Genomic DNA, 18,458 nt, shown 5'->3' with positions numbered 1-18,458 from the left:
ATCAGTTTTCTCCTGTCGGGGCCGGTTTATTGTCGGTCTGTCCGCAAACGGGACAGTTCGCGCGCGATTTGAGCGCAATCCGGCGAGTTTCACCATAGAGACCATCGTAGATCAACATCTGTGAGCGCAAGAGCTCTCCGGCGCCGGTGATCTGTTTCACGGCCTCCACGGCCATCATTGCCCCCACCACCCCGGGCAACGGACCGATCACGCCTGCTTCGGCACAGCTCGGTGCGAGCCCCTCGGCAGGTGCCTCGGGAAATATGCATTGATAGCACGGCCCGCCATGGGCCGGATCAAAGACCGAAATTTGCCCTTCCCACTGGGTCAAGGCCCCCGAGATCAAAGGCTTTTGCTGTGTCACAGCGGTGCGGTTGACCAGATAGCGGGTGGCAAAGTTATCGGTTCCGTCAAGGATCAGATCATATTCCCCAAAGAGATCAGGAGCGAGTTCCTCGGTCAGTCGACGATGATAGGGGCGTATCGTGACGAACGGGTTCTGTGCCTCCATTGCGGCTTGGGCAGAGAACACCTTGGGCAAACCGATATCCTGATCGCGGTGGATCACCTGCCGTTGCAGGTTCGCATTCTCGACCGTGTCATCATCGATCACGCCAATGGTGCCAATACCTGCGGCTGCCAGATACTGCAGCGCCGGGGCACCAAGCCCCCCCGCCCCGATCACCAGTACCTTGGCGGCCTTAAGACGTTTCTGGCCAAGGCCACCCACCTCGCGCAGAACGATGTGGCGGGCGTAGCGGTCCAACTCCACCTCGCCAAATGGCCCATCGCTTGTTTCCGCTGTCGCCGCAACCGTGTCCGCTGCGTCCGCTCGCGTTCGCAACCGCTTCAGGGCCGCGGAATAAAGTGCCACCAGCGCGGCGAAACCCGCGAGGATCAGCCAAAGGCCGGGCGTCCCGCCCGTGGCCTGTCGCAAGGGCGCACCGTCCGGCAAGGTCAGCTGGATCGTCAGAACTGCAACAAACAAGAGCCCCAGCAGCAGAACGCGCAGATTCCGGTCAAACCCCATCAGGCGACCGCCCCACCAGATCAGCCCGGCGAGCCCGAAGACAAGGATCATGCCGCGCCTCCCGTCCCTGTGGAGCCAAACCCACCCGCGCCACGTTCGGTTACGTCGGAGAATGCCTCGACCTCAGACAATGCCGCCCTGAGAACCGGAACGAACATCAACTGAGCGATACGCTCGCCCGGTTCTATCCGGATCGGCTCCGCCCCCACCGGGTTGCGATTCCAGGCGCTGATGAAGACCTGCCCGGTGTAGTCGGCATCGATCAGACCGACAGTGTTGCCCATCACCAGCCCCTTCTTGTGCCCCAGACCAGAGCGCGGCATCACAAGCGCCGCGCAGGCGGTATCGCCCATGTAGAAGGCGAGCCCCGACGGGATCAGCACCGCGGCGTCCTGCGCCACGATCTCCATCGGCGCATCAATGCAGGCAAAGAGATCGATCGCCGCAGATCCGGAGGTCTGATAGCTGGGCATGCCCCAGTCGCGAATGCGCGGGTCGAGAATTTTCACTTCTACCGCAAAGGGCGCTTGCGTCATGAGACCATCCTTCTTGTCGTCTGTCCTGCCGATGAATTTTATGCGCAGGGGGGCGCCCCGGTTATGCCCCGGAAGCGGCATGAATTGCCACCGCAGATGTAGAGCCGCCACAGCCCAGGCCCTGAGGCCTCACGCAATGGTGACGGCAACCAACATCAGCGAGCGCGCGCCATCTGCAAGACTTGCCGGAGAGGTTTTGGCGTCCATCTCCCCCGCCCATTCGACCGGAGCACTCAACAGCGCCCGAGCGCGACATGTTTGAATGCAGTCAAAGTGAGATACGGACACCCTGTGATGGGGGCAGCTTTACCAATCCGCCGCATGATGCTGCGGATATCGTCGTGCTTTGTGCATGTCCCACACGACCAGCGCATTCGACACGATCAGATGTCGAGGCCAGATCTGCCGGGCGCGCATATCGCGATGGTTGTTTCGTAACGGCAATTCTGAACAGGCGCGGGCGCGATTTTCAGGGCGCCAGCGCACGCGCTGCGTCGCTCCATGACCGTGATGCTCTGACAGCCGCAGCATAGGTACTCGTAACCGACAACAGGCCAGACGACCTAGACCATTTGGGCCGCAGGACGGCGAGCACATCAAATAGGTACAGCGCCAGCATGCGTCCAAAGCGCGGCGTTGCGCCCTTCCCTGCCGCCAAGCAAGGAAGATACACGCAGATTGAAGACCACGCCTGCGCAATATTTTCTATGCGCTGCCAAGGCTTAGACCAACGCGGACCCTACCCCCGGCCAAGAATACGGGTCATTCGCAGCTGCCAGCAGCGTCAACGCACTGGTTCCGATTGCAAGAGCTGTGCGGCGGCGCCTCGAATGTCTTCTTCGCTGGCGGGCTTGCGTACCACCAATCCGCGCGCCGGACGGGTCGACAATTGGTCCGCCTCGTCGCCATCCGCCAGCAGAAGCACCGGGATCGCCCTGGCATTCGCCTCTGCCACGGCCCGGTCACAGAGCTGGCCGCGCAGGTTGATATCAAAAATACATAGGTCGAAAGGCTGATTTTTCATCATCTGACACGCATCTACCTCGCTGGAGGAAAGCTGCGGCGCACCAATACGATACATGCGGATCATATCGCACATCAGCTGGCCCAGAAGGTTATCCCCCTCCAGAACCAGTATATTCAGTTCATCGCTTGTCATCTTTGCACCCTGCTGAGGCAGACAGCTTTCCGATCCAGTCCAAGCGCTATGATCGCCGAAATTTCCAACTTGTCACTCTTTACCAAACTGATCTCCATACACAGGCTGTGCCGCACAACTTCGAGCAGCATGGAAACAACACATCAACGGCTGACCGCAAAACTGCTCAGCCTGCAGTTGTTATACATCTCAGGTGGTTAACCAGCCAATGACTTTCCGTAAAAAGCAAAAACTGAATATTTAACGCCCCGCCTCTCATAACGGGAATGTGAACGTCAGAGAGTTGATTATTCTTGGAAATCTCCAGCTCAATGCCCCGGCTCAGAGGTGGAAAGGGATTGAGAGATTGCCTCGGCCAAACGCGCAGCCACCTGTTCCTTGGGCATACGTGGCCAGTGTTCGGCCCCATTCTCGGTTATGAGAACCACCGCATTCTCACGCCCTCCCATGATTCCGGTCTCCGGCGATACGTCATTCGCCACAATCCAATCGCAGCCTTTCCGGCTCCGCTTGGCAGTCGCATATTCAACCACATCATTGGTTTCAGCCGCAAATCCAACGACGAGCGCGGGACGATTCTTCGTTCTGCGCGCCACCTCGCGCAAAATGTCCGGGTTCTCGGCAAACTCAAGTGCTGGCAGGCCATCTTTGGTTTTCTTCAGCTTGCGATCAGACGCGGAGGCCACGCGCCAATCGGCAACAGCCGCAGCAAAGACCCCCGCATCGGCCGGCAAGGCAGCGTCTACGGCGGCTTGCATCTCACGCGCGGTTTGCACCGGCACCACCTCTACCCCATCCGGAGGGGACACCGTTGCAGGGCCCGTGATGAAGACCACCTCGGCTCCCAATGCGCTCAGAGCACGGGCCACCGCCGCACCCTGCGCGCCAGAGGACCGATTGGCGATATACCGCACCGGATCTATGGGCTCATGGGTCGGTCCAGAGGTGACGATGATCCGTTTCCCCCGCAGCGGGCCAGACGCAAGACGTTCCGCGATCGCCGCAACGATTTCCTCTGGCTCTGCCAGTCGTCCGGGACCGAACTCACCGCAGGCCATACCGCCCTCGTTGGGCCCGACCATCTGGATGCCATCGGCGCGCAACTGCGCAATGTTGCGCCGGGTTGCAGGATGCTCCCACATACGCACATTCATCGCAGGCGCCAGCAGCACCGGGGTGTCCGTCGCCAACAGCACGGTGGAGGCCAGATCATTGGCGTGCCCCTGCGCCATCTTAGCCATCAGATCCGCCGTCGCCGGAGCCACAACCAGCAGATCCGCACTACGCGATAGCTGAATATGGCCCATTTCCGCTTCGGAGGTCAGGTCAAACAGATCACGATGCACCGCGGTCCCCGCCAAGGCAGACACCGACAAGGGCGTCACGAATTCTTCGCCCGCACGGGTCAAAACCGGGGTCACCCGCGCGCCCTGATCCTGCAACCGCCGAATGAGCTCCAGCGACTTGTATGCGGCAATGCCACCGCCGATGATCAGCAGAATATGTTTACCTGACAACATGATGCGCCCTCGGTTGCTGCGTTCGCCCGACACACTACTGCGCCTGCGCAGCTGAGGGAAACGCTTTTGCGACCAGTCCTGTCGCAGCGCCTACTTGAACGCAGAACAGGGGTCTGGTCGCGCCACGACTGGCCCATCCAGAACCATGTCAAAAACGCCGCCCACCTGCCCGGCTTCCGACTGACCAAGTGCGAAAATCTCCAAATCCGGCGCCGCCTGCTGCAGGTAAACCGGCACTCCGCGATCACGCCGGGCATGGCCATTGCCGGTCACAACGACCACTGGCCCGCCAGCGGCTTCAAATGCGTGCAGCGCGGCGCGCGCCAAAGTGGCATCGCGCAGTCGCTGGATGTCGACCATCGCAGGTAGCAGATTGTCCGGTAGGGCCCCACAATGCGCGGCCCGCTGCTCCGCCTCTCGCGCGCCCTGTACGTCATCGGACAATGGTGTGGACAAGCCAAAGACTGTGGCGTCCTCGCCAAAGTACGCCGCAACACCTTCCGTCATCGCGGCCCGCGCCTGGGCACGTGGCACCGCCGCCCCCCAATGCCCTGCCGTCGTAGCGGCGTCAAAAATCGGCAGGTACATGGAAAAGTCTGGCCAGCCTGAGGCGCCCCACTGCAGCAGGTCGCCCAGCTCGGCTGGTGTCTGCAACGCTTCTTTGGTGAGTAGGTCAGCCTGATCGGCGGTCAGCATCTCCCAAACCACCGCGCTGGGGGCAAGGCCTGCAATCAGCAGCGCCTGCCTGTCGTGGTGCGTAGGGTTGTCGTGCACCTCACCCAAGAGGACGATATCCGCTCGCGCGGCTTCTGCAATGACCTGCGCAAGATCTGCCGCTGTTGCAGCCCGGACAGACAGAGCAACAAGAACGACGGCAATGGCCAAGCGACCCTGCAGCATTCCTCCGCGAAACGAATGGCACATCCTCATGCGAGGAAGTTTTGAACCTCGCGCGACTGACCTTCAAGAGTCTTTTTCATCTTCTGAAACGCCGCCGCCTCCAGCTGACGGACCCGTTCCTTCGACAAGCCCAGCTCATTGCCCAGGCTTTCCAGCGTACGCCCATCTTCGCGCAGTTTCCGCTCGCGTATGATGAAGCGCTCGCGCTGGTTCAAGCCGTTCAATGCGGTAATCAACCACTCGCGCAATTGACGGTTATCGTGGTCGGCCTGCACGCGCTCTGCCGCCTGCTCGCTGTCGTCTTCCAGCGCGTCGATCCACTCTCGCCCGTCTTCATCTGCTGACTGCACTGCATTCAACGAGAAATCCGCGCCGGTCAGGCGACCGTCCATCATCTCCACATCTCGCAGTGGCACGCCAATTTCCTCAGCGATCATCTGCTGCAGCTTGTGGCGATCCAGTTCGACACCTTCGCTCTGCGCCTCTCGTTCCAGCTGCGCCTGCACGCGGCGCATATTGAAGAACAGCGATTTCTGCGAAGACGTGGACCCGGTGCGCACCATAGACCAATTGCGCATCACGTAGTCCTGAATGGAGGCCTTGATCCACCAGACAGCATAGGTCGAGAATTGCACGCCGCGATCCGGATCGAACTTCTCGGCCGCTTTCATAAGGCCCAGACCGGCCTCCTGGATCAGGTCATTCATCGGCGCGCCATATCGGCGGAACTTCGACGCCATGGAGACCGCCAGACGCATGTAGGCGTTGATCAGTCGATGCAGCGCCTGCACGTCCTGTTCGTCCCGCCATGCGTAGGCCAGAGCCAACTCCGTTTCTGCATCCAGAAGCTCGGCTTTCATTGCCCGCCTTGGAAGGGGGTTTTCGGTGCTCTCGTCCAGTGCCATGTTAAACTCCCTGTTCTAAGAACTACGTTAACAACGTGTGAGGGCCGGCTTTGGTTCAAAAATAGTCTTGATGTCTGTCGTTTGAGATCCAAAAACGGTGCAGATCACCAATCGGGCCATATTCGACGGCCGCTTGCAGTGCGCCTCGCGCACGCAACATTCTTACAACTTTGAGGGTATCCACATTGTCGGGCAGAGTCACAGTTATTCTCGGGGGCGCAGCATCCGGCAAATCCGCTTTTGCTGAACAAACCTGCGTCAGCACTGGGAAAAACCGCCTATACTGGGCGACTTCACAAATACTTGATGAAGAAATGCAAAAGAAGGTATCGCGTCATCTCGTGCAGCGTGGCGGCGGCTGGACCACTTTGGAAGAGCCCTTCGACGCGCGAAAGGTCTTGCCGATAGCTCAACCCGAAGATGTATTGCTGATGGATTGCGCGACGATGTGGCTGACCAATCATCTTTTGGCAGATCATGACCTTCAAAAGCAAACCGAGGCGCTGCTTTCCGGTTTCGACAACTGTGCGGCGGACATTGTCGTGGTCACCAACGAGACCGGCCTTGGCATCGTGCCCGAAAACGCGCTCGCCCGCCGGTTTCGCGAGGCACAGGGGCGGCTCAACATCGCGCTCGCAGCCCGGGCGGATTGTGTGGTGATGGTGGCGGCAGGCCTGCCCATGGTGTTGAAGGGGGCGCTATGATCACCCGATTTCACATGGTGCGGCATGGCCCGACCCACGCCAAAAGCATGGTTGGCTGGTCCAATCTACCGGCCGATCTCTCTGATAACGCCGCCCTGGCCCGTTTATCCGAGGCCCTGCCGGATGACGCCGTGGTGATTTCCTCTGATCTCGACCGCGCAGTGACAACTGCCGATGCTATTCAGGGGCAGCGCTGTCGCCTGCCCCACGCGCAGGCCCTGCGTGAAATGCATTTTGGGGACTGGGAACTGCGCCGCTGGAGCGACATTGATGCAGAATCGCCCGACCATATTCGGGCCTTCTGGGAGCAACCCGGAGATGTCGCCGCACCCAATGGCGAGAGCTGGAATATGCTCCTGCAGCGTGTCACAGCATGTTTCAACCACCTGGCACAGACACACGCCGAACAAGACATCGTCGTTGTCGGGCACTTTGGCCAGATCCTCTGCCAGCTGCAGCGGGCTGCGGGCCTCACTGCAACAGAAGCGTTTTCGCAAAAGATTGACAACCTTTCGCTCACGCAGATCAGCCACGCGGAAACAGGTTGGCAGGTTGACGCAATAAATCAAATTTTGTGATTACTCACAGCACAAACATTAGATTTACTGATGGGCCTCATCGCCCGATAGTCGGTGACATGACATATACACTCTACATCGGTGATCGCATGTATTCCAGCTGGTCTTTGCGCGGCTGGCTCATGCTCGAAAAGTTCTCCCTGCCGCATCAGGTGCAGCTGGTCGGGCTTTATTCAGGAACCATGGCTCAAGACCTTGCCGATCTTGCCCCGGCGCGGCTGGTGCCCACGCTGCAACTGCCCGATGGCACCGTCGTGGGGGAGACTCTGGCCATGGGCGAAACCCTGGCCGAACGGCACCCCGATGCGGGGCTCTGGCCCGCGGATGCAACACTTCGTGCCACCGCGCGGTGGCTTTGTGCCGAGATGACCTCCGGGTTTGCGGCGCTGCGCGGCGACTGCCCGATGCAACTCAGCCATATCTGGCGCGGATTTGAGCCCTCCGATGCCGTCAGAGCTGATCTGGCAAGGATCGAAACCCTGTTCGCCCACGCCCGTACCCTTTCCGGTCAGACGGCCGGACCCCTGTTCGGGAGCTACAGTCTGGCCGAGGTGTTCTATACTCCCGTCGCCGCCCGGATCATCGGCTACGACCTGCCCGTGTCAGCCGAAACCCGCGCCTATTGCACGGAGCTGCTGCGCGACCCGGCGGTACTGGCCTGGCAAACGGCGGCGCAGACAGTCACCTATGATCCAGAACCCTACCTGCAGGATCTTGAGCGCGCGCCTTGGCAGCTATGAGCGATTTCGCGACCGGTTAACGGCACATTTAACCAATCAGTAACCACGTTTCCCAATGCTGTCCTTCGAGGCTCTCAACCGAGGGACCTCGGGGGACAGAGATGATTTCACGCGCACATACAGTTTCATTTCAGGGTGTCGAGGCCTGCCCGGTGGAGGTGCAATGCGCGGTATCTCCGGGATTGCCCGCCTTCTCCATCGTCGGCCTGCCCGACAAGGCGGTCAGCGAAGCGCGCGACCGGGTCCGCTCGGCCTTGGCGGTGATGTCGATCGCTCTGCCCTCAAAACGCATCACCATAAATCTCTCCCCTGCCGACCTGCCCAAGGAAGGCAGCCACTTTGACCTTCCCATCGCGGTGGCGTTGTTGACAGCGCTGGAGATCCTGCCGCCGGAGGCTGCGGAGGAGACACTGTCGCTTGGTGAACTGTCTCTCGACGGCACATTGGTCGCCATCACCGGCGCCCTGCCTGCGGCCCTTGCGGCCGCAGAACAGGACCGCAGCCTGCTCTGCCCAAAGGGATCGAGCGCGGAGGCCGCATGGGTCGAGGCGACGCCGGTCATCGGGGCCGCTTCCTTGACCGAGGTGATCCGCCACTTCACCGGGAAAGGCGTCATTGCGCCTGCCACCGCAGGTGAGGTCATCGAAACCGCATCGGACAAGGATCTTTGTGATGTGAAGGGACAGCAGGTGGCGCGGCGGGCATTGGAAATCGCCGCTGCTGGCCGTCATCATCTCCTGATGAGCGGGCCACCGGGGGCAGGGAAATCCATGCTGGCCGCGCGCCTGTCGTCCATCCTGCCGCCCCTGACACCGCAGGAGGCGCTGGAAACCTCCATGATCCATTCGATCTGCGGGCTGATCGAAGCGGGTGGCGTTAGCCGCAGCCGCCCCTATCGGGCACCGCACCACACCGCCTCAATGGCCGCAATTGTCGGGGGCGGACGGCGGGCGCAACCGGGCGAGATCAGCCTGGCGCACAACGGGGTGCTGTTCCTCGACGAGCTGCCGGAATTTGCCCGGGCGGTTCTGGAGACCCTGCGCCAGCCGCTGGAGACCGGCGATGTCATGGTGGCCCGTGCCAATGCTCACATACGCTACCCCAGCCGGTTCATGCTGGTGGCCGCCGCCAATCCCTGCCGCTGCGGCTATATGAGCGACCCGGCGCGTGCATGTTCGCGGGCTCCGGCCTGCGGCGCCGACTACATGGGGCGGATCTCAGGACCGATGATGGATCGTTTCGATCTGCGGATTGACGTCGAACCGGTGCCATTCGCGGATCTGGAACGCAGCCGCCCCGGCGAATGCTCGGCCTCGGTTGCCGAACGGGTGGCAAGGGCGCGCGCTGTGCAAGCCGAAAGATACGCGGCATGTGACGGTGCCACGGTGAATGCAGATGCAGAGGGGCGTGTCCTCGAGGATGTCGCCGAACTGGACACCGACGGCCGCGCGTTGATGCTGCAGGCCTCGGATTGCTTTGGCCTCAGCGCACGTGGGTACCACCGTGTTTTGCGCGTCGCGCGCACCATTGCCGATCTCGATGGAGATGCAGGCATTGCGCGCGATCACGTCGCGGAGGCGCTTTCTTACCGTATGCCTCAATAAGGTCCGCTCAAAGACAGGCCCGCGCGAAATACGAAATATCGCATAAAGAGCGACGCGCCTCGGGTATCCAGCCATCAAACAGATGCCAGACATGAGGCGCGCTCGGGTGCACCGTCTCGGTCACATCCGCCCCATGGGCGCGCAGGCGCGCAGCCATGCGACGACAGTCGTCCAGCAGGATTTCGGTCTGTCCATAATGCAGCAGGACCGGCGGGCAGTCGGGAAAATCCGCAAACAAGGGCGAAAGACGCGGATCTTCAGCGTCCTCGCCCTCGGGCAGGACATAGCCTACCAGCTCCCGAATGCGTTTTGCCGGCAGAAACGGGTCCGCATTGGCGTTTCGCGTCAGGCTCTCGCCCGTCAGGGACAGGTCGCACCAGGGCGACATCGCGAAGAGGCCCGCAGGTGGCGTGCCCGCCAGGCAGAGATGCGACAACAGCGCGATGGCCAATCCGCCGCCCGCGGAATCTCCGCCGATCACGATATCCGAAGGCGCATACCCCATCGAGACAAGGTGATCCCAGGCCGCACAGGCATCGTCATAGGCGGCTGGAAACCGATGCTCCGGCGCCAGGCGATAATCCGGGGCGCAGATCTCAAGCCCAGAGAGAAGAGACAGCCGGCCCAGCATAGCCGCATAGCTGTTCGGGCTGCCCGCGATATAGCCGCCACCGTGGAGAAACAGGATGATTTTGCCACGCGTGGGACGTCCGACGTGGATCCGGTCCATGCCTGCGCTGTCGTGAACGTGGCAGAGGTACGGCGGCGGTCGGCATCCGATGCGGGCCAGACGTTCAAACCCTATCCGCGCCGTGATCGGCTCTTTGACATGTTGCAGCCGTGGGCGCGCCACATGCCGCAACCCACGCAACAGAACGGCAAGTTGCCAGCTCATCCGAGCCGCCCTTCGATCGCCTCCCAGACCTTTTCGGCAATATTCACGTCATCAAACCGCTCCAGTTCCTGGATGCCGGTGGGCGAGGTCACATTGATTTCGGTCAGGTAGTCCCCAATCACGTCGATGCCGACAAAGATCTGGCCGCGTTCTTTGAGAAGTGGCCCGATGGCGGCGCAGATCTCAAGGTCGCGTTCGGTCAGACCGACCTTCTCGGGCCGCCCGCCCACATGCATGTTGGAACGGGTCTCGCCCGCCGCTGGCACTCGGTTGATCGCGCCCACGGGCTCGCCATCGACGAGGATCACCCGTTTGTCGCCATTGGACACATCCGGCAGGAATTTTTGCACGATCAGCGGCTCGCGGCTGAAGCCGGTGAACAGCTCATGCAGGGAGGACAGGTTGCGGTCATTGGCGTCCAGCCGGAACACGCCCGCGCCGCCATTGCCGTAAAGCGGCTTCAGGATCACATCGCCATGCTTGGCCTTGAACGCCTTGATGGTGTCCAGATCACGGGCAATGGTCGTCGGCGGTGTCAGGTCGGGAAAATCAAGAACCAGCAGTTTTTCCGGGTAGTTGCGCACCCAGAACGGGTCATTCACCACCAGCGCCTCGCCCTTCAGCCGGTCCAGCAGATGGGTCGCGGTAATGTAGTGCATGTCGAACGGCGGGTCCTGACGCAGCCAGACCACATCGAAGTCAGCCAAATCCACCTCGCGCAGTTCGCCGAGCGTCGCCGGGGTGCCCGCGACACGTTGCACCACCATGTCATGACCGCGCGCGGTAATGCGCCCTTCCTGATAGGCCAGCTGGTCAGGACTGTAGTAAAACAGCTCATGCCCACGGGCCTGCGCCTCTTCGGCGAGGCGGAAACTGCTGTCGGCGTTGATATCAACGCCCATGATCGGGTCCATCTGAAAGGCGATTTTCATGGCATCTGTCCCTTATTCTGTTGGACGGAACATGGCGTAGGCCAAGGCCATGTTCAATGGCTCAACCGTGACCATAGGCATTTTCGAGGATCTCCACCTCGCCGACGCCCCAGACCAGCACAACATCGAGCCGCACATCAGTCAGCTGCCCTTGTGGCTCGCCATCCAGAAAGATCGAGGCACTTGCCATCACCCGTTGCATTTGCCCTGCGGTAATCCGCGCGGCAGCCTTGTCGCGGGTGGCGCTGGATTTCACCTCGGCAAAAATCACCTGTGCGCCGTTGCGCAGGATCAGGTCGATTTCGCCGTGAGGGCACCGCCACCGCGTTTCGGCGAGGGTGTAGCCCCGGTCCAGATAGGCCCGGATTGCGATCTCTTCAGCGGCCGCCCCAGCGATATGGGCCCGGCGTCCACGGTCGCTGCCGCCCTGCCCCATCGTTTCAATCCTCGCGCGCGATCTGCAGCGCCTGCTGGTAGATCCTGCGCCGGGGTTCGCCATGCGCCTCGGAGACAATCGCGGCGGCATCCTTGACGGAGTTGTCTTTAAGCGCCGCGCGCAAGTCTGCCTCCAGATCCGCCTCGCTGCTGGCAGCCGCGCGCTGGCGGTCCACCAAGACCACGATCTCGCCCTTGACTGGAGCCTCGGCCAGCCCGGCAGCCAGCTCCGACAGCGATCCGCGGCGGACCTCCTCGAACTTCTTGGTCAGCTCACGACACATCGCCGCCTCGCGGTCGCCAAGAACCTCGGCCATATCCGCGAGCGAGGCGGCAACCCGTTTGGGCGATTCGTAAAACACCAGCGTTCCGGGAATATTTGCGACTTCTTCCAGACGCTTGCGGCGCGCCCCAGACGCATTGGGCAGGAAGCCGGAAAAATAGAACGCATCCGTCGGCAGCCCCGCCAGCGTCAGCGCACAAAGGGCCGCTGATGCGCCCGGCGCAGCCGTCACAAGATGCCCCGCAAGTGCGGCTTCCCGGCTGAGATCATAGCCGGGATCAGCGATCATCGGCATGCCCGCTTCCGATGCGTAAGCGATCGATTTTCCCGCTGCCAGATCCGCGAGCAATCGCGCCCGCGCGCCTGCGCTGGAGTGATCATGGTAGGCCACGACGGGGCGATCGCCCAATGGAACCCCGTGTATCTCCAGCAGCTTACGCATAGATCGCGTATCTTCCGCGGCGATTATGTCGGCCGACGCCAACACATCCAGCGCACGCAGGGTGATGTCTCGGGCGGTGCCGATGGGGGTCGCGACGAAGTATAACCCCGGCGACAAACTGACGATCTTGTGATTCACGCTGGACCCGCTTTTCTGGTCGTCTATGATTGCTCCGAACCAATACGGGTGCGCGATGCATAACGCCGCAGCCCGGAATAGGGAGTTTATGCGCTTTATGTTTGCTGTTTTCAATCGGGCTCGCAAGATTGTCCTGACCGCCACCGCCGTTGCCGCAACCGCTCTCGTGGCTGCCTGTGATCCGGGCGCAATTTCCGGAGGTGGGCCCACCATCAACACCTCCAAGCCCGTACCGGTGGCTCTCCTGGTGCCGCGCGGCTCTGCCCAACACGGTGACGGTGTTCTTGCGCAAAGCCTGGAAAACGCCGCCCGCCTTGCCATTGCTGATCTGAACGGCGTGAAGGTGGATTTGCGGGTCTATGACACCGCTGGCAATCCACAAACCGCGGCCAATGTCGCCGCGCAGGCAGTCAACGACGGCGCGCGCATCATTCTTGGCCCGGTCTATGCGGAGGCCGCGAATGCTGCCGGTATCGCGGCTGCCAAACGCGGCGTGAACGTGCTTGCCTTCTCCAACAACCCCTCCATTGCCGGTGGCAATGTTTTCGTGATGGGGGCCACGTTCGACAATACCGCAAGCCGCTTGACCCAATATGCAAAACGCCAGGGCAAAAGCACCATGGTTGTGGTCTCGGGCAACAACGCAGCGGGCCAGGCCGGACGTGCCGCGATCCAACAGGCCGCAGTGCAGAGCGGCATGACCATTGCAGGCAATGTCAGCTATGATCTGTCGCAGCAGGGCGTGATCAATGCGATCCCGACCATCAGTCAGAATGTGCGCCAGTCGAATGCGGATGTGATGTTGATGACGGCCACGACTGCCGGTGCGCTGCCGCTTCTGACACAGCTTCTGCCCGAAGCCGGGGTAAAGACCACCGATGTACAATACATGGGCCTGACCCGCTGGGATATTCCCGCGCAGACACTCGAGCTGCCCGGCGTTCAAAACGGCTGGTTCGCGCTGCCTGACCCGCAGAAATCTGCGGCCTTCCGTGCCCGTTACCAATCCACCTATGGCGCCGCGCCGCATCCGATCGGTGGTCTGGCCTATGATGGCATCGCCGCAATCGGCGCATTGGTCAGCGCTGGAAACTCCGGCGCGCTGACCGGCGCCGCCCTGACACAGCCCGCCGGGTTCCAAGGCACAGGCGGCATTTTCCGTCTCCGCCCGGATGGTACCAACGAGCGCGGCCTCGCCATTGCAACGATTCAGGACAAGAAAGTCGTCATCATTGACCCAGCGCCCCGCAGCTTCCCAGGAGCCGGTTCCTGAACCGGCAGACGCTCACGCAAAAACCCATCCCGAACCTCTGGGGTCGCTCATCTGCGACCCCAGCATGATTTTTGACACTGATGCCATCCGGTTTCGGGTCATGGAGCTCTCTCAGGATCTTCAGGGGGCGGGGTTTCGCGCCGCCGTCGTGGCACTGCTGCGTGAGGCCAACAAGGCCGGCCGCAGCGCCATTGCCGATGCTTTTGAGCTGCAGCCGTTCGCCGCGCGCGAGCTTGCACGCTCCTACACCTACCTGACCGACGGGCTTGTCACCACGGCGCTGATGGCGGCCAACGATGTGCTGCACCCGATTGCCACGCCCACCACCGGTGAGCGGATCGCCGTATTTGCGGTCGGGGGCTATGGCCGCGGTGAGATGGCGCCCTTCTCCGATGTCGATCTGCTGTTCCTGACCCCCTACAAGATCACCGCCTGGGCGGAGAGCGTGATTGAGTCCATGCTCTACATCCTGTGGGATCTGCGCCTGAAGGTCGGACATTCCAGCCGCACCATCAAAGACTGCATCCGCCTTGGCTCTGAGGATTTCACCATCCGCACTGCCATGCTGGAGCATCGGTTTCTGGCAGGGCATGGCCCCCTCGCGACCGAACTCGAAGACCGCCTGGCCAAGGATCTCTTTGCCAAGGACGCCGCCGAATTCATCGATGCCAAGCTTGCTGAACGCGACGCCCGCCACCTGAAGCAGGGCGAGCGCTACATGGTGGAGCCCAATGTCAAAGAGGGCAAAGGCGGCCTGCGCGACCTTCAATCACTGTTCTGGATCGCCAAATATCTCTACAAGGTGCAGGATGTGGCCGAACTGGTGCCACTGGGCCTGTTCCGCCCGGATGAGTTCGATTTCTTCGCCAAGGCCGAAAATTTCCTTTGGGCGGTGCGCGCACATCTGCACCTGAGTGCCGGCCGCGCCACCGAAAAGCTGACGTTCGACGTGCAGGTGCAGATTGCGGAACGCATGGGCTACCAGGACACCTCGGGACGTCGCGCGGTTGAAGTCTTCATGCAAGACTATTTCCGTCACGCCACGCAGGTCGGCGATGTGACCCGCATTCTCTTGTCCAAACTCGAAGACAGCCAGCTCAAGAGCGAGCCACTTCTGGAGCGCATTTTTCGGCGCAAACCGCGTATCAAGCCCGGCTACAAGATCACCCACAACCGCCTGGAAATCGCAGAGCCAGAGACGTTCCTGAGCAACAAGCTGAACCTTCTGCGCATGTTCGAAGAGGCCCTGCGCACGGGCCTGCTGCTCCATCCGGACAGCATGCGGCTGGTGCGTGGCAATCTCGACCTGATCGACGACGAGATGCGCAACACCCCGGATGCGCAGCGGATTTTTCTGGACCTACTGCTCAAGCACGGCAATCCTGAACGCGTGCTGCGGCGGATGAACGAGCTGGGCGTCTTGTCGGCCTTCATCCCCGAATTTGAGCCGATCGTGGCGATGATGCAGTTCAACATGTATCATTCCTACACGGTGGACGAGCACACCATTCAGGTGATCTCCAACTTCTCCGCCATTGAGCGCGGCGAGCTGGAAGATGAGCTGCCCCTGTCCTCCTCCCTCATCAAGAAGGGAGTGAACCGCAAGGTCCTGATTATCGCGATGCTGCTGCATGACATCGGCAAGGGACGGCAACAGGATCACTCCATCCTCGGCGCACAAATCGCCCGCAAGGTGGCGCCCCGCCTTGGCCTCAGCAAGTCCGAATCCGAGACGGTTGAATGGCTGGTGCGTTATCACCTGTTGATGTCGGACATGGCGCAGAAACGCGATATCGCCGACCCGCGCACCGTGCGCGACTTTGCCAAGGCCGTTCAAACCGTGAAGCGGCTTGATCTGCTGCTGCTGCTGACGGTCTGCGATATTCGCGGCGTGGGTCCGGGCACCTGGAACAACTGGAAAGCAGTACTGCTGCGCGCGCTTTACAACCAGACCCGGGATGCAATGGAAAACGGGCTGGAGGCCTTCAACCGAGAACATCGCGGCGCGGAGGCCAAAAAGCGCCTGCGCAAGGCCCTGCCCGACTGGGGAAAATCCGCCGTCAAACGCGAAACCGCACGCCACTATCCGCCCTACTGGCAGGGGCTGCATGTCACCGCACATGTGGATTTTGCCGAGATGCTGCGCGAGATCGACGTGCTGGATGACCCATCCGCCATGCTGGTGCGGCTGCACCCTGACGAGGACCGCGACGCCACCCGCGCCTGTTTCGTGATGCCGGACCATCCAGGCATCTTTGCCCGTATCGCCGGGGCGCTGGCGCTGGTGGGGGCCAATGTGGTCGATGCGCGCAGCTACACCACCAAGGACGGGTTTGTCACCGACGCGTTCTGGGTTCAGGACGACGATGGCCACCCGTTCGAGGCCTCTCGCCTGCCGCGCCTGCGGAGCATGATCGAAAAGACCCTGCATGGCGAGGTGATCGCGCGCGAAGCCCTGAAGTCCCGCGACAAGATCAAGAAACGCGAGCGTGCGTTTCGAGTGCCGACCCATATCACCTTCGACAATGACGGCTCCGAAATCTACACCATCATCGAGGTGGACACCCGCGACCGTCCCGGCCTGCTTTATGATCTGGCTCGCGCCCTAGCGAGCGCCAACGTCTATATCGCAAATGCGGTCATCGCGACATACGGTGAACAGGTGGTGGATAGCTTCTACGTGAAGGACATGTTCGGGTTGAAATATCACTCTGCTACGAAGCAGCAGTCGCTGGAGAAGAAAATCCGCCAGGCCATCGTCGACGGTGCAAAGCGGGCCGACACATGAAGCCGATCAAATTGCTGTCCGGCTTTATGACGGTCGGGTTCTGGACTTTGGCCAGTCGTATTCTGGGGTTCGTCCGCGAGATCCTGATCGCCGCCTATATCGGCCCGGGTCCGGTTGGGGATGCGTTCTATGCCGCATTCCGGCTACCCAACATGTTCCGTCGCTTCTTTGCCGAAGGCGCCTTCAACGCTGCCTTCGTGCCGATGTTTGCCAAACGTTGGGAGGCCGAAGATAACCCGCAGGGGTTTGCGCAGGAGGCCTTCAACCTGTTGGCGGTTGCGGTTCTGGGTCTGACCGGCCTCGGCATGGTGTTCATGCCCGCACTGGTCTGGGCCACTGCGGGCGGTTTTGTCGGCGACGCGCGCTTTGACCTTGCGGTTGGATTTGGCCGTGTGGTCTTTCCCTACATCCTGTGCATGTCGCTGGCGGCGCTGTTCTCCGGTATCTTGAATGCAACGGGCCGCTTTGCGGCGGCAGCGGCGGCGCCTGTGCTGCTGAACATCTTCACCTGTGCCGCGATGATCGCAGGTGCGGTGCTGGGTCAGGACGTGGTGGACTGGCTGATCTGGGTCATACCGCTGGCCGGTGTGGCGCAGCTGGCGCTGGTCTGGATCGCAGCCGGTCGCGCCGGGATCACGTTGCGCCCCGGCCTGCCCCGACTGACGCCGGACATGAAACAGCTGGTGAAGGTCGCCCTTCCCGCCGCGCTGGCCATGGGGGTCACCCAGGTCAACCTGGTGGTCGGCCAGATCGTGGCCTCAGGGTACGATAGCGCCGTATCCTGGCTGTCGCTTGCGGATCGCCTGTATCAACTTCCGCTCGGTGTGGTCGGCATTGCCGTCGGCATTGTGCTGCTGCCCGATTTGGCCCGCCGCCTGCGCGCAGGGGATGATCTCGGCGCACAGGACGCTCTGTCGCGTGCGGGAGAGTTCTCCCTGCTGCTGACCGTCCCCTCCGCGGTGGCCTTTATCGCCATACCGCTGCCGCTGGTCTCCGTCCTTTATGAACGCGGCGCAACCGGGCCGGACGACGTTGCGGCCATTGCACTTGCGGTTGCGGTCTATGGCGTCGGTCTGCCTGCCTTTGTGCTGCAGAAGGTGTTGCAGCCGCTGTATTTCGCGCGCGAAGACACCCGTAGCCCATTCCGTTACGCGCTGATGGCGATGGTGGTAAATGCGGCGCTGGCGCTTGGGCTGCAGCCCTTGTTTGGCTGGCTGTCACCGGCTGTGGCCGCGACCGTTGCCGGCTGGATCATGGTTCTCCAGCTTTGGCTTGGGGCACGGAGCATGGGGGACGCCGCGCAATTCGACACCCGGTTCAAACGCCGCAGCCTGCGTATCTTCCTTGCCTCGGTGGCGATGGGGCTGGTGCTGATCCTCGCCGCCAACGCGCTCGCCCCTGCGCTGGCGATGGGATACTGGCGCTACCTTGCGCTGCTTGCCCTGATCGTGATCGGGGCCGTGACCTACTTTGGGATTGGCCAGATCATTGGCGCCCTGCGCCTGTCGGATTTCAAATCCGCACTGCGTCGCGGCAGGGCATAGTCATTGCGCCCCTTCAGGGAGGTTGCATCTTTGAAAGCGCAACCTCCCACTC

17 protein-coding genes are annotated in these 18,458 nt (G+C 61.6%); 7 read left to right on the top strand and 10 right to left on the bottom strand.

The features are described 5' to 3' along the window. Window position 1: 1 nt before the first annotated feature. The 6 genes from R1T40_RS20320 to R1T40_RS20295 form a co-directional block, all read right to left on the bottom strand. Window positions 2-1,081, bottom strand: a complete 1,080-nt coding sequence (locus R1T40_RS20320; RefSeq protein WP_317385446.1) for a HesA/MoeB/ThiF family protein — start codon at window positions 1,079-1,081, stop codon at window positions 2-4. Then, window positions 1,078-1,566 (bottom strand): dUTP diphosphatase, encoded by a 489-nt coding sequence (dut, locus tag R1T40_RS20315; protein WP_317385445.1) that lies wholly within the window; start codon window positions 1,564-1,566, stop codon window positions 1,078-1,080. The genes R1T40_RS20320 and dut overlap by 4 nt, the downstream gene beginning before the upstream one ends. A 784-nt stretch (window positions 1,567-2,350) precedes the next feature. After that, window positions 2,351-2,725: a response regulator gene (locus tag R1T40_RS20310; protein ID WP_317385444.1), complete on the bottom strand. Its 375-nt coding sequence runs from the start codon at window positions 2,723-2,725 to the stop codon at window positions 2,351-2,353. Window positions 2,726-3,033: 308 nt separating this feature from the next. Further along, the gene (coaBC, locus tag R1T40_RS20305) at window positions 3,034-4,245 is read right to left on the bottom strand and encodes a bifunctional phosphopantothenoylcysteine decarboxylase/phosphopantothenate--cysteine ligase CoaBC (protein WP_317385443.1); all 1,212 of its coding nucleotides are present in this window, start codon (window positions 4,243-4,245) and stop codon (window positions 3,034-3,036) included. Between the two features lie 90 nt (window positions 4,246-4,335). After that, entirely contained in the window at window positions 4,336-5,130 is a 795-nt protein-coding gene (locus R1T40_RS20300) for a ChaN family lipoprotein (RefSeq protein WP_317385442.1), read from the bottom strand. A 41-nt stretch (window positions 5,131-5,171) separates the two neighbouring features. Continuing rightward, complete coding sequence (locus R1T40_RS20295; protein ID WP_317385441.1) at window positions 5,172-6,050, bottom strand: RNA polymerase factor sigma-32; 879 nt, start codon at window positions 6,048-6,050, stop codon at window positions 5,172-5,174. Between the two features lie 170 nt (window positions 6,051-6,220). Here R1T40_RS20295 and cobU point away from each other — a divergent pair, with 170 nt between their 5' ends. From cobU to R1T40_RS20275, 4 genes are all read left to right on the top strand, one after another. Beyond that, on the top strand, window positions 6,221-6,754 hold the full coding sequence (gene cobU, locus R1T40_RS20290) for a bifunctional adenosylcobinamide kinase/adenosylcobinamide-phosphate guanylyltransferase (protein ID WP_317385440.1): 534 nt from the start codon (window positions 6,221-6,223) through the stop codon (window positions 6,752-6,754). After that, complete coding sequence (locus R1T40_RS20285; RefSeq protein ID WP_317385439.1) at window positions 6,751-7,332, top strand: histidine phosphatase family protein; 582 nt, start codon at window positions 6,751-6,753, stop codon at window positions 7,330-7,332. The genes cobU and R1T40_RS20285 overlap by 4 nt, the downstream gene beginning before the upstream one ends. A gap of 59 nt (window positions 7,333-7,391) precedes the next feature. Then, window positions 7,392-8,072 (top strand): glutathione S-transferase, encoded by a 681-nt coding sequence (locus R1T40_RS20280; RefSeq protein WP_317385438.1) that lies wholly within the window; start codon window positions 7,392-7,394, stop codon window positions 8,070-8,072. Between the two features lie 101 nt (window positions 8,073-8,173). Further along, complete coding sequence (locus tag R1T40_RS20275; protein WP_317385437.1) at window positions 8,174-9,676, top strand: YifB family Mg chelatase-like AAA ATPase; 1,503 nt, start codon at window positions 8,174-8,176, stop codon at window positions 9,674-9,676. A gap of 7 nt (window positions 9,677-9,683) precedes the next feature. On the opposite strand, the gene R1T40_RS20270 is transcribed toward R1T40_RS20275, so the two are convergent. From R1T40_RS20270 to rsmI, 4 genes are all read right to left on the bottom strand, one after another. Further along, window positions 9,684-10,571, bottom strand: coding sequence for an alpha/beta hydrolase (locus R1T40_RS20270; protein ID WP_317385436.1), 888 nt, complete (start codon window positions 10,569-10,571; stop codon window positions 9,684-9,686). Next, window positions 10,568-11,503: a glutathione synthase gene (gshB, locus tag R1T40_RS20265; RefSeq protein ID WP_317385435.1), complete on the bottom strand. Its 936-nt coding sequence runs from the start codon at window positions 11,501-11,503 to the stop codon at window positions 10,568-10,570. The genes R1T40_RS20270 and gshB overlap by 4 nt, the downstream gene beginning before the upstream one ends. 61 nt (window positions 11,504-11,564) lie before the next feature. After that, the gene (locus R1T40_RS20260; protein WP_317385434.1) at window positions 11,565-11,939 is read right to left on the bottom strand and encodes a YraN family protein; all 375 of its coding nucleotides are present in this window, start codon (window positions 11,937-11,939) and stop codon (window positions 11,565-11,567) included. Between the two features lie 4 nt (window positions 11,940-11,943). Further along, entirely contained in the window at window positions 11,944-12,801 is an 858-nt protein-coding gene (gene rsmI / locus R1T40_RS20255; RefSeq protein ID WP_317385433.1) for a 16S rRNA (cytidine(1402)-2'-O)-methyltransferase, read from the bottom strand. An 88-nt stretch (window positions 12,802-12,889) separates the two neighbouring features. Between rsmI and R1T40_RS20250 the strand changes: the two genes are divergently transcribed. From R1T40_RS20250 to murJ, 3 genes are all read left to right on the top strand, one after another. After that, window positions 12,890-14,074 carry a penicillin-binding protein activator gene (locus tag R1T40_RS20250; RefSeq protein ID WP_317385432.1) on the top strand — a complete coding sequence of 395 codons (1,185 nt, stop codon included), beginning with the start codon at window positions 12,890-12,892 and terminating at the stop codon, window positions 14,072-14,074. 64 nt (window positions 14,075-14,138) lie between these two features. After that, on the top strand, window positions 14,139-16,862 hold the full coding sequence (locus R1T40_RS20245; RefSeq protein WP_317385431.1) for a [protein-PII] uridylyltransferase: 2,724 nt from the start codon (window positions 14,139-14,141) through the stop codon (window positions 16,860-16,862). After that, window positions 16,859-18,406: a murein biosynthesis integral membrane protein MurJ gene (gene murJ / locus R1T40_RS20240; RefSeq protein WP_317385430.1), complete on the top strand. Its 1,548-nt coding sequence runs from the start codon at window positions 16,859-16,861 to the stop codon at window positions 18,404-18,406. The genes R1T40_RS20245 and murJ overlap by 4 nt, the downstream gene beginning before the upstream one ends. Window positions 18,407-18,458: the final 52 nt, after the last annotated feature.

The organism is Tritonibacter scottomollicae, from assembly GCF_032924845.1.
Lineage (GTDB): Bacteria > Pseudomonadota > Alphaproteobacteria > Rhodobacterales > Rhodobacteraceae > Epibacterium > Epibacterium scottomollicae.
This window is presented reverse-complemented; position numbering and strand designations above follow the sequence as displayed.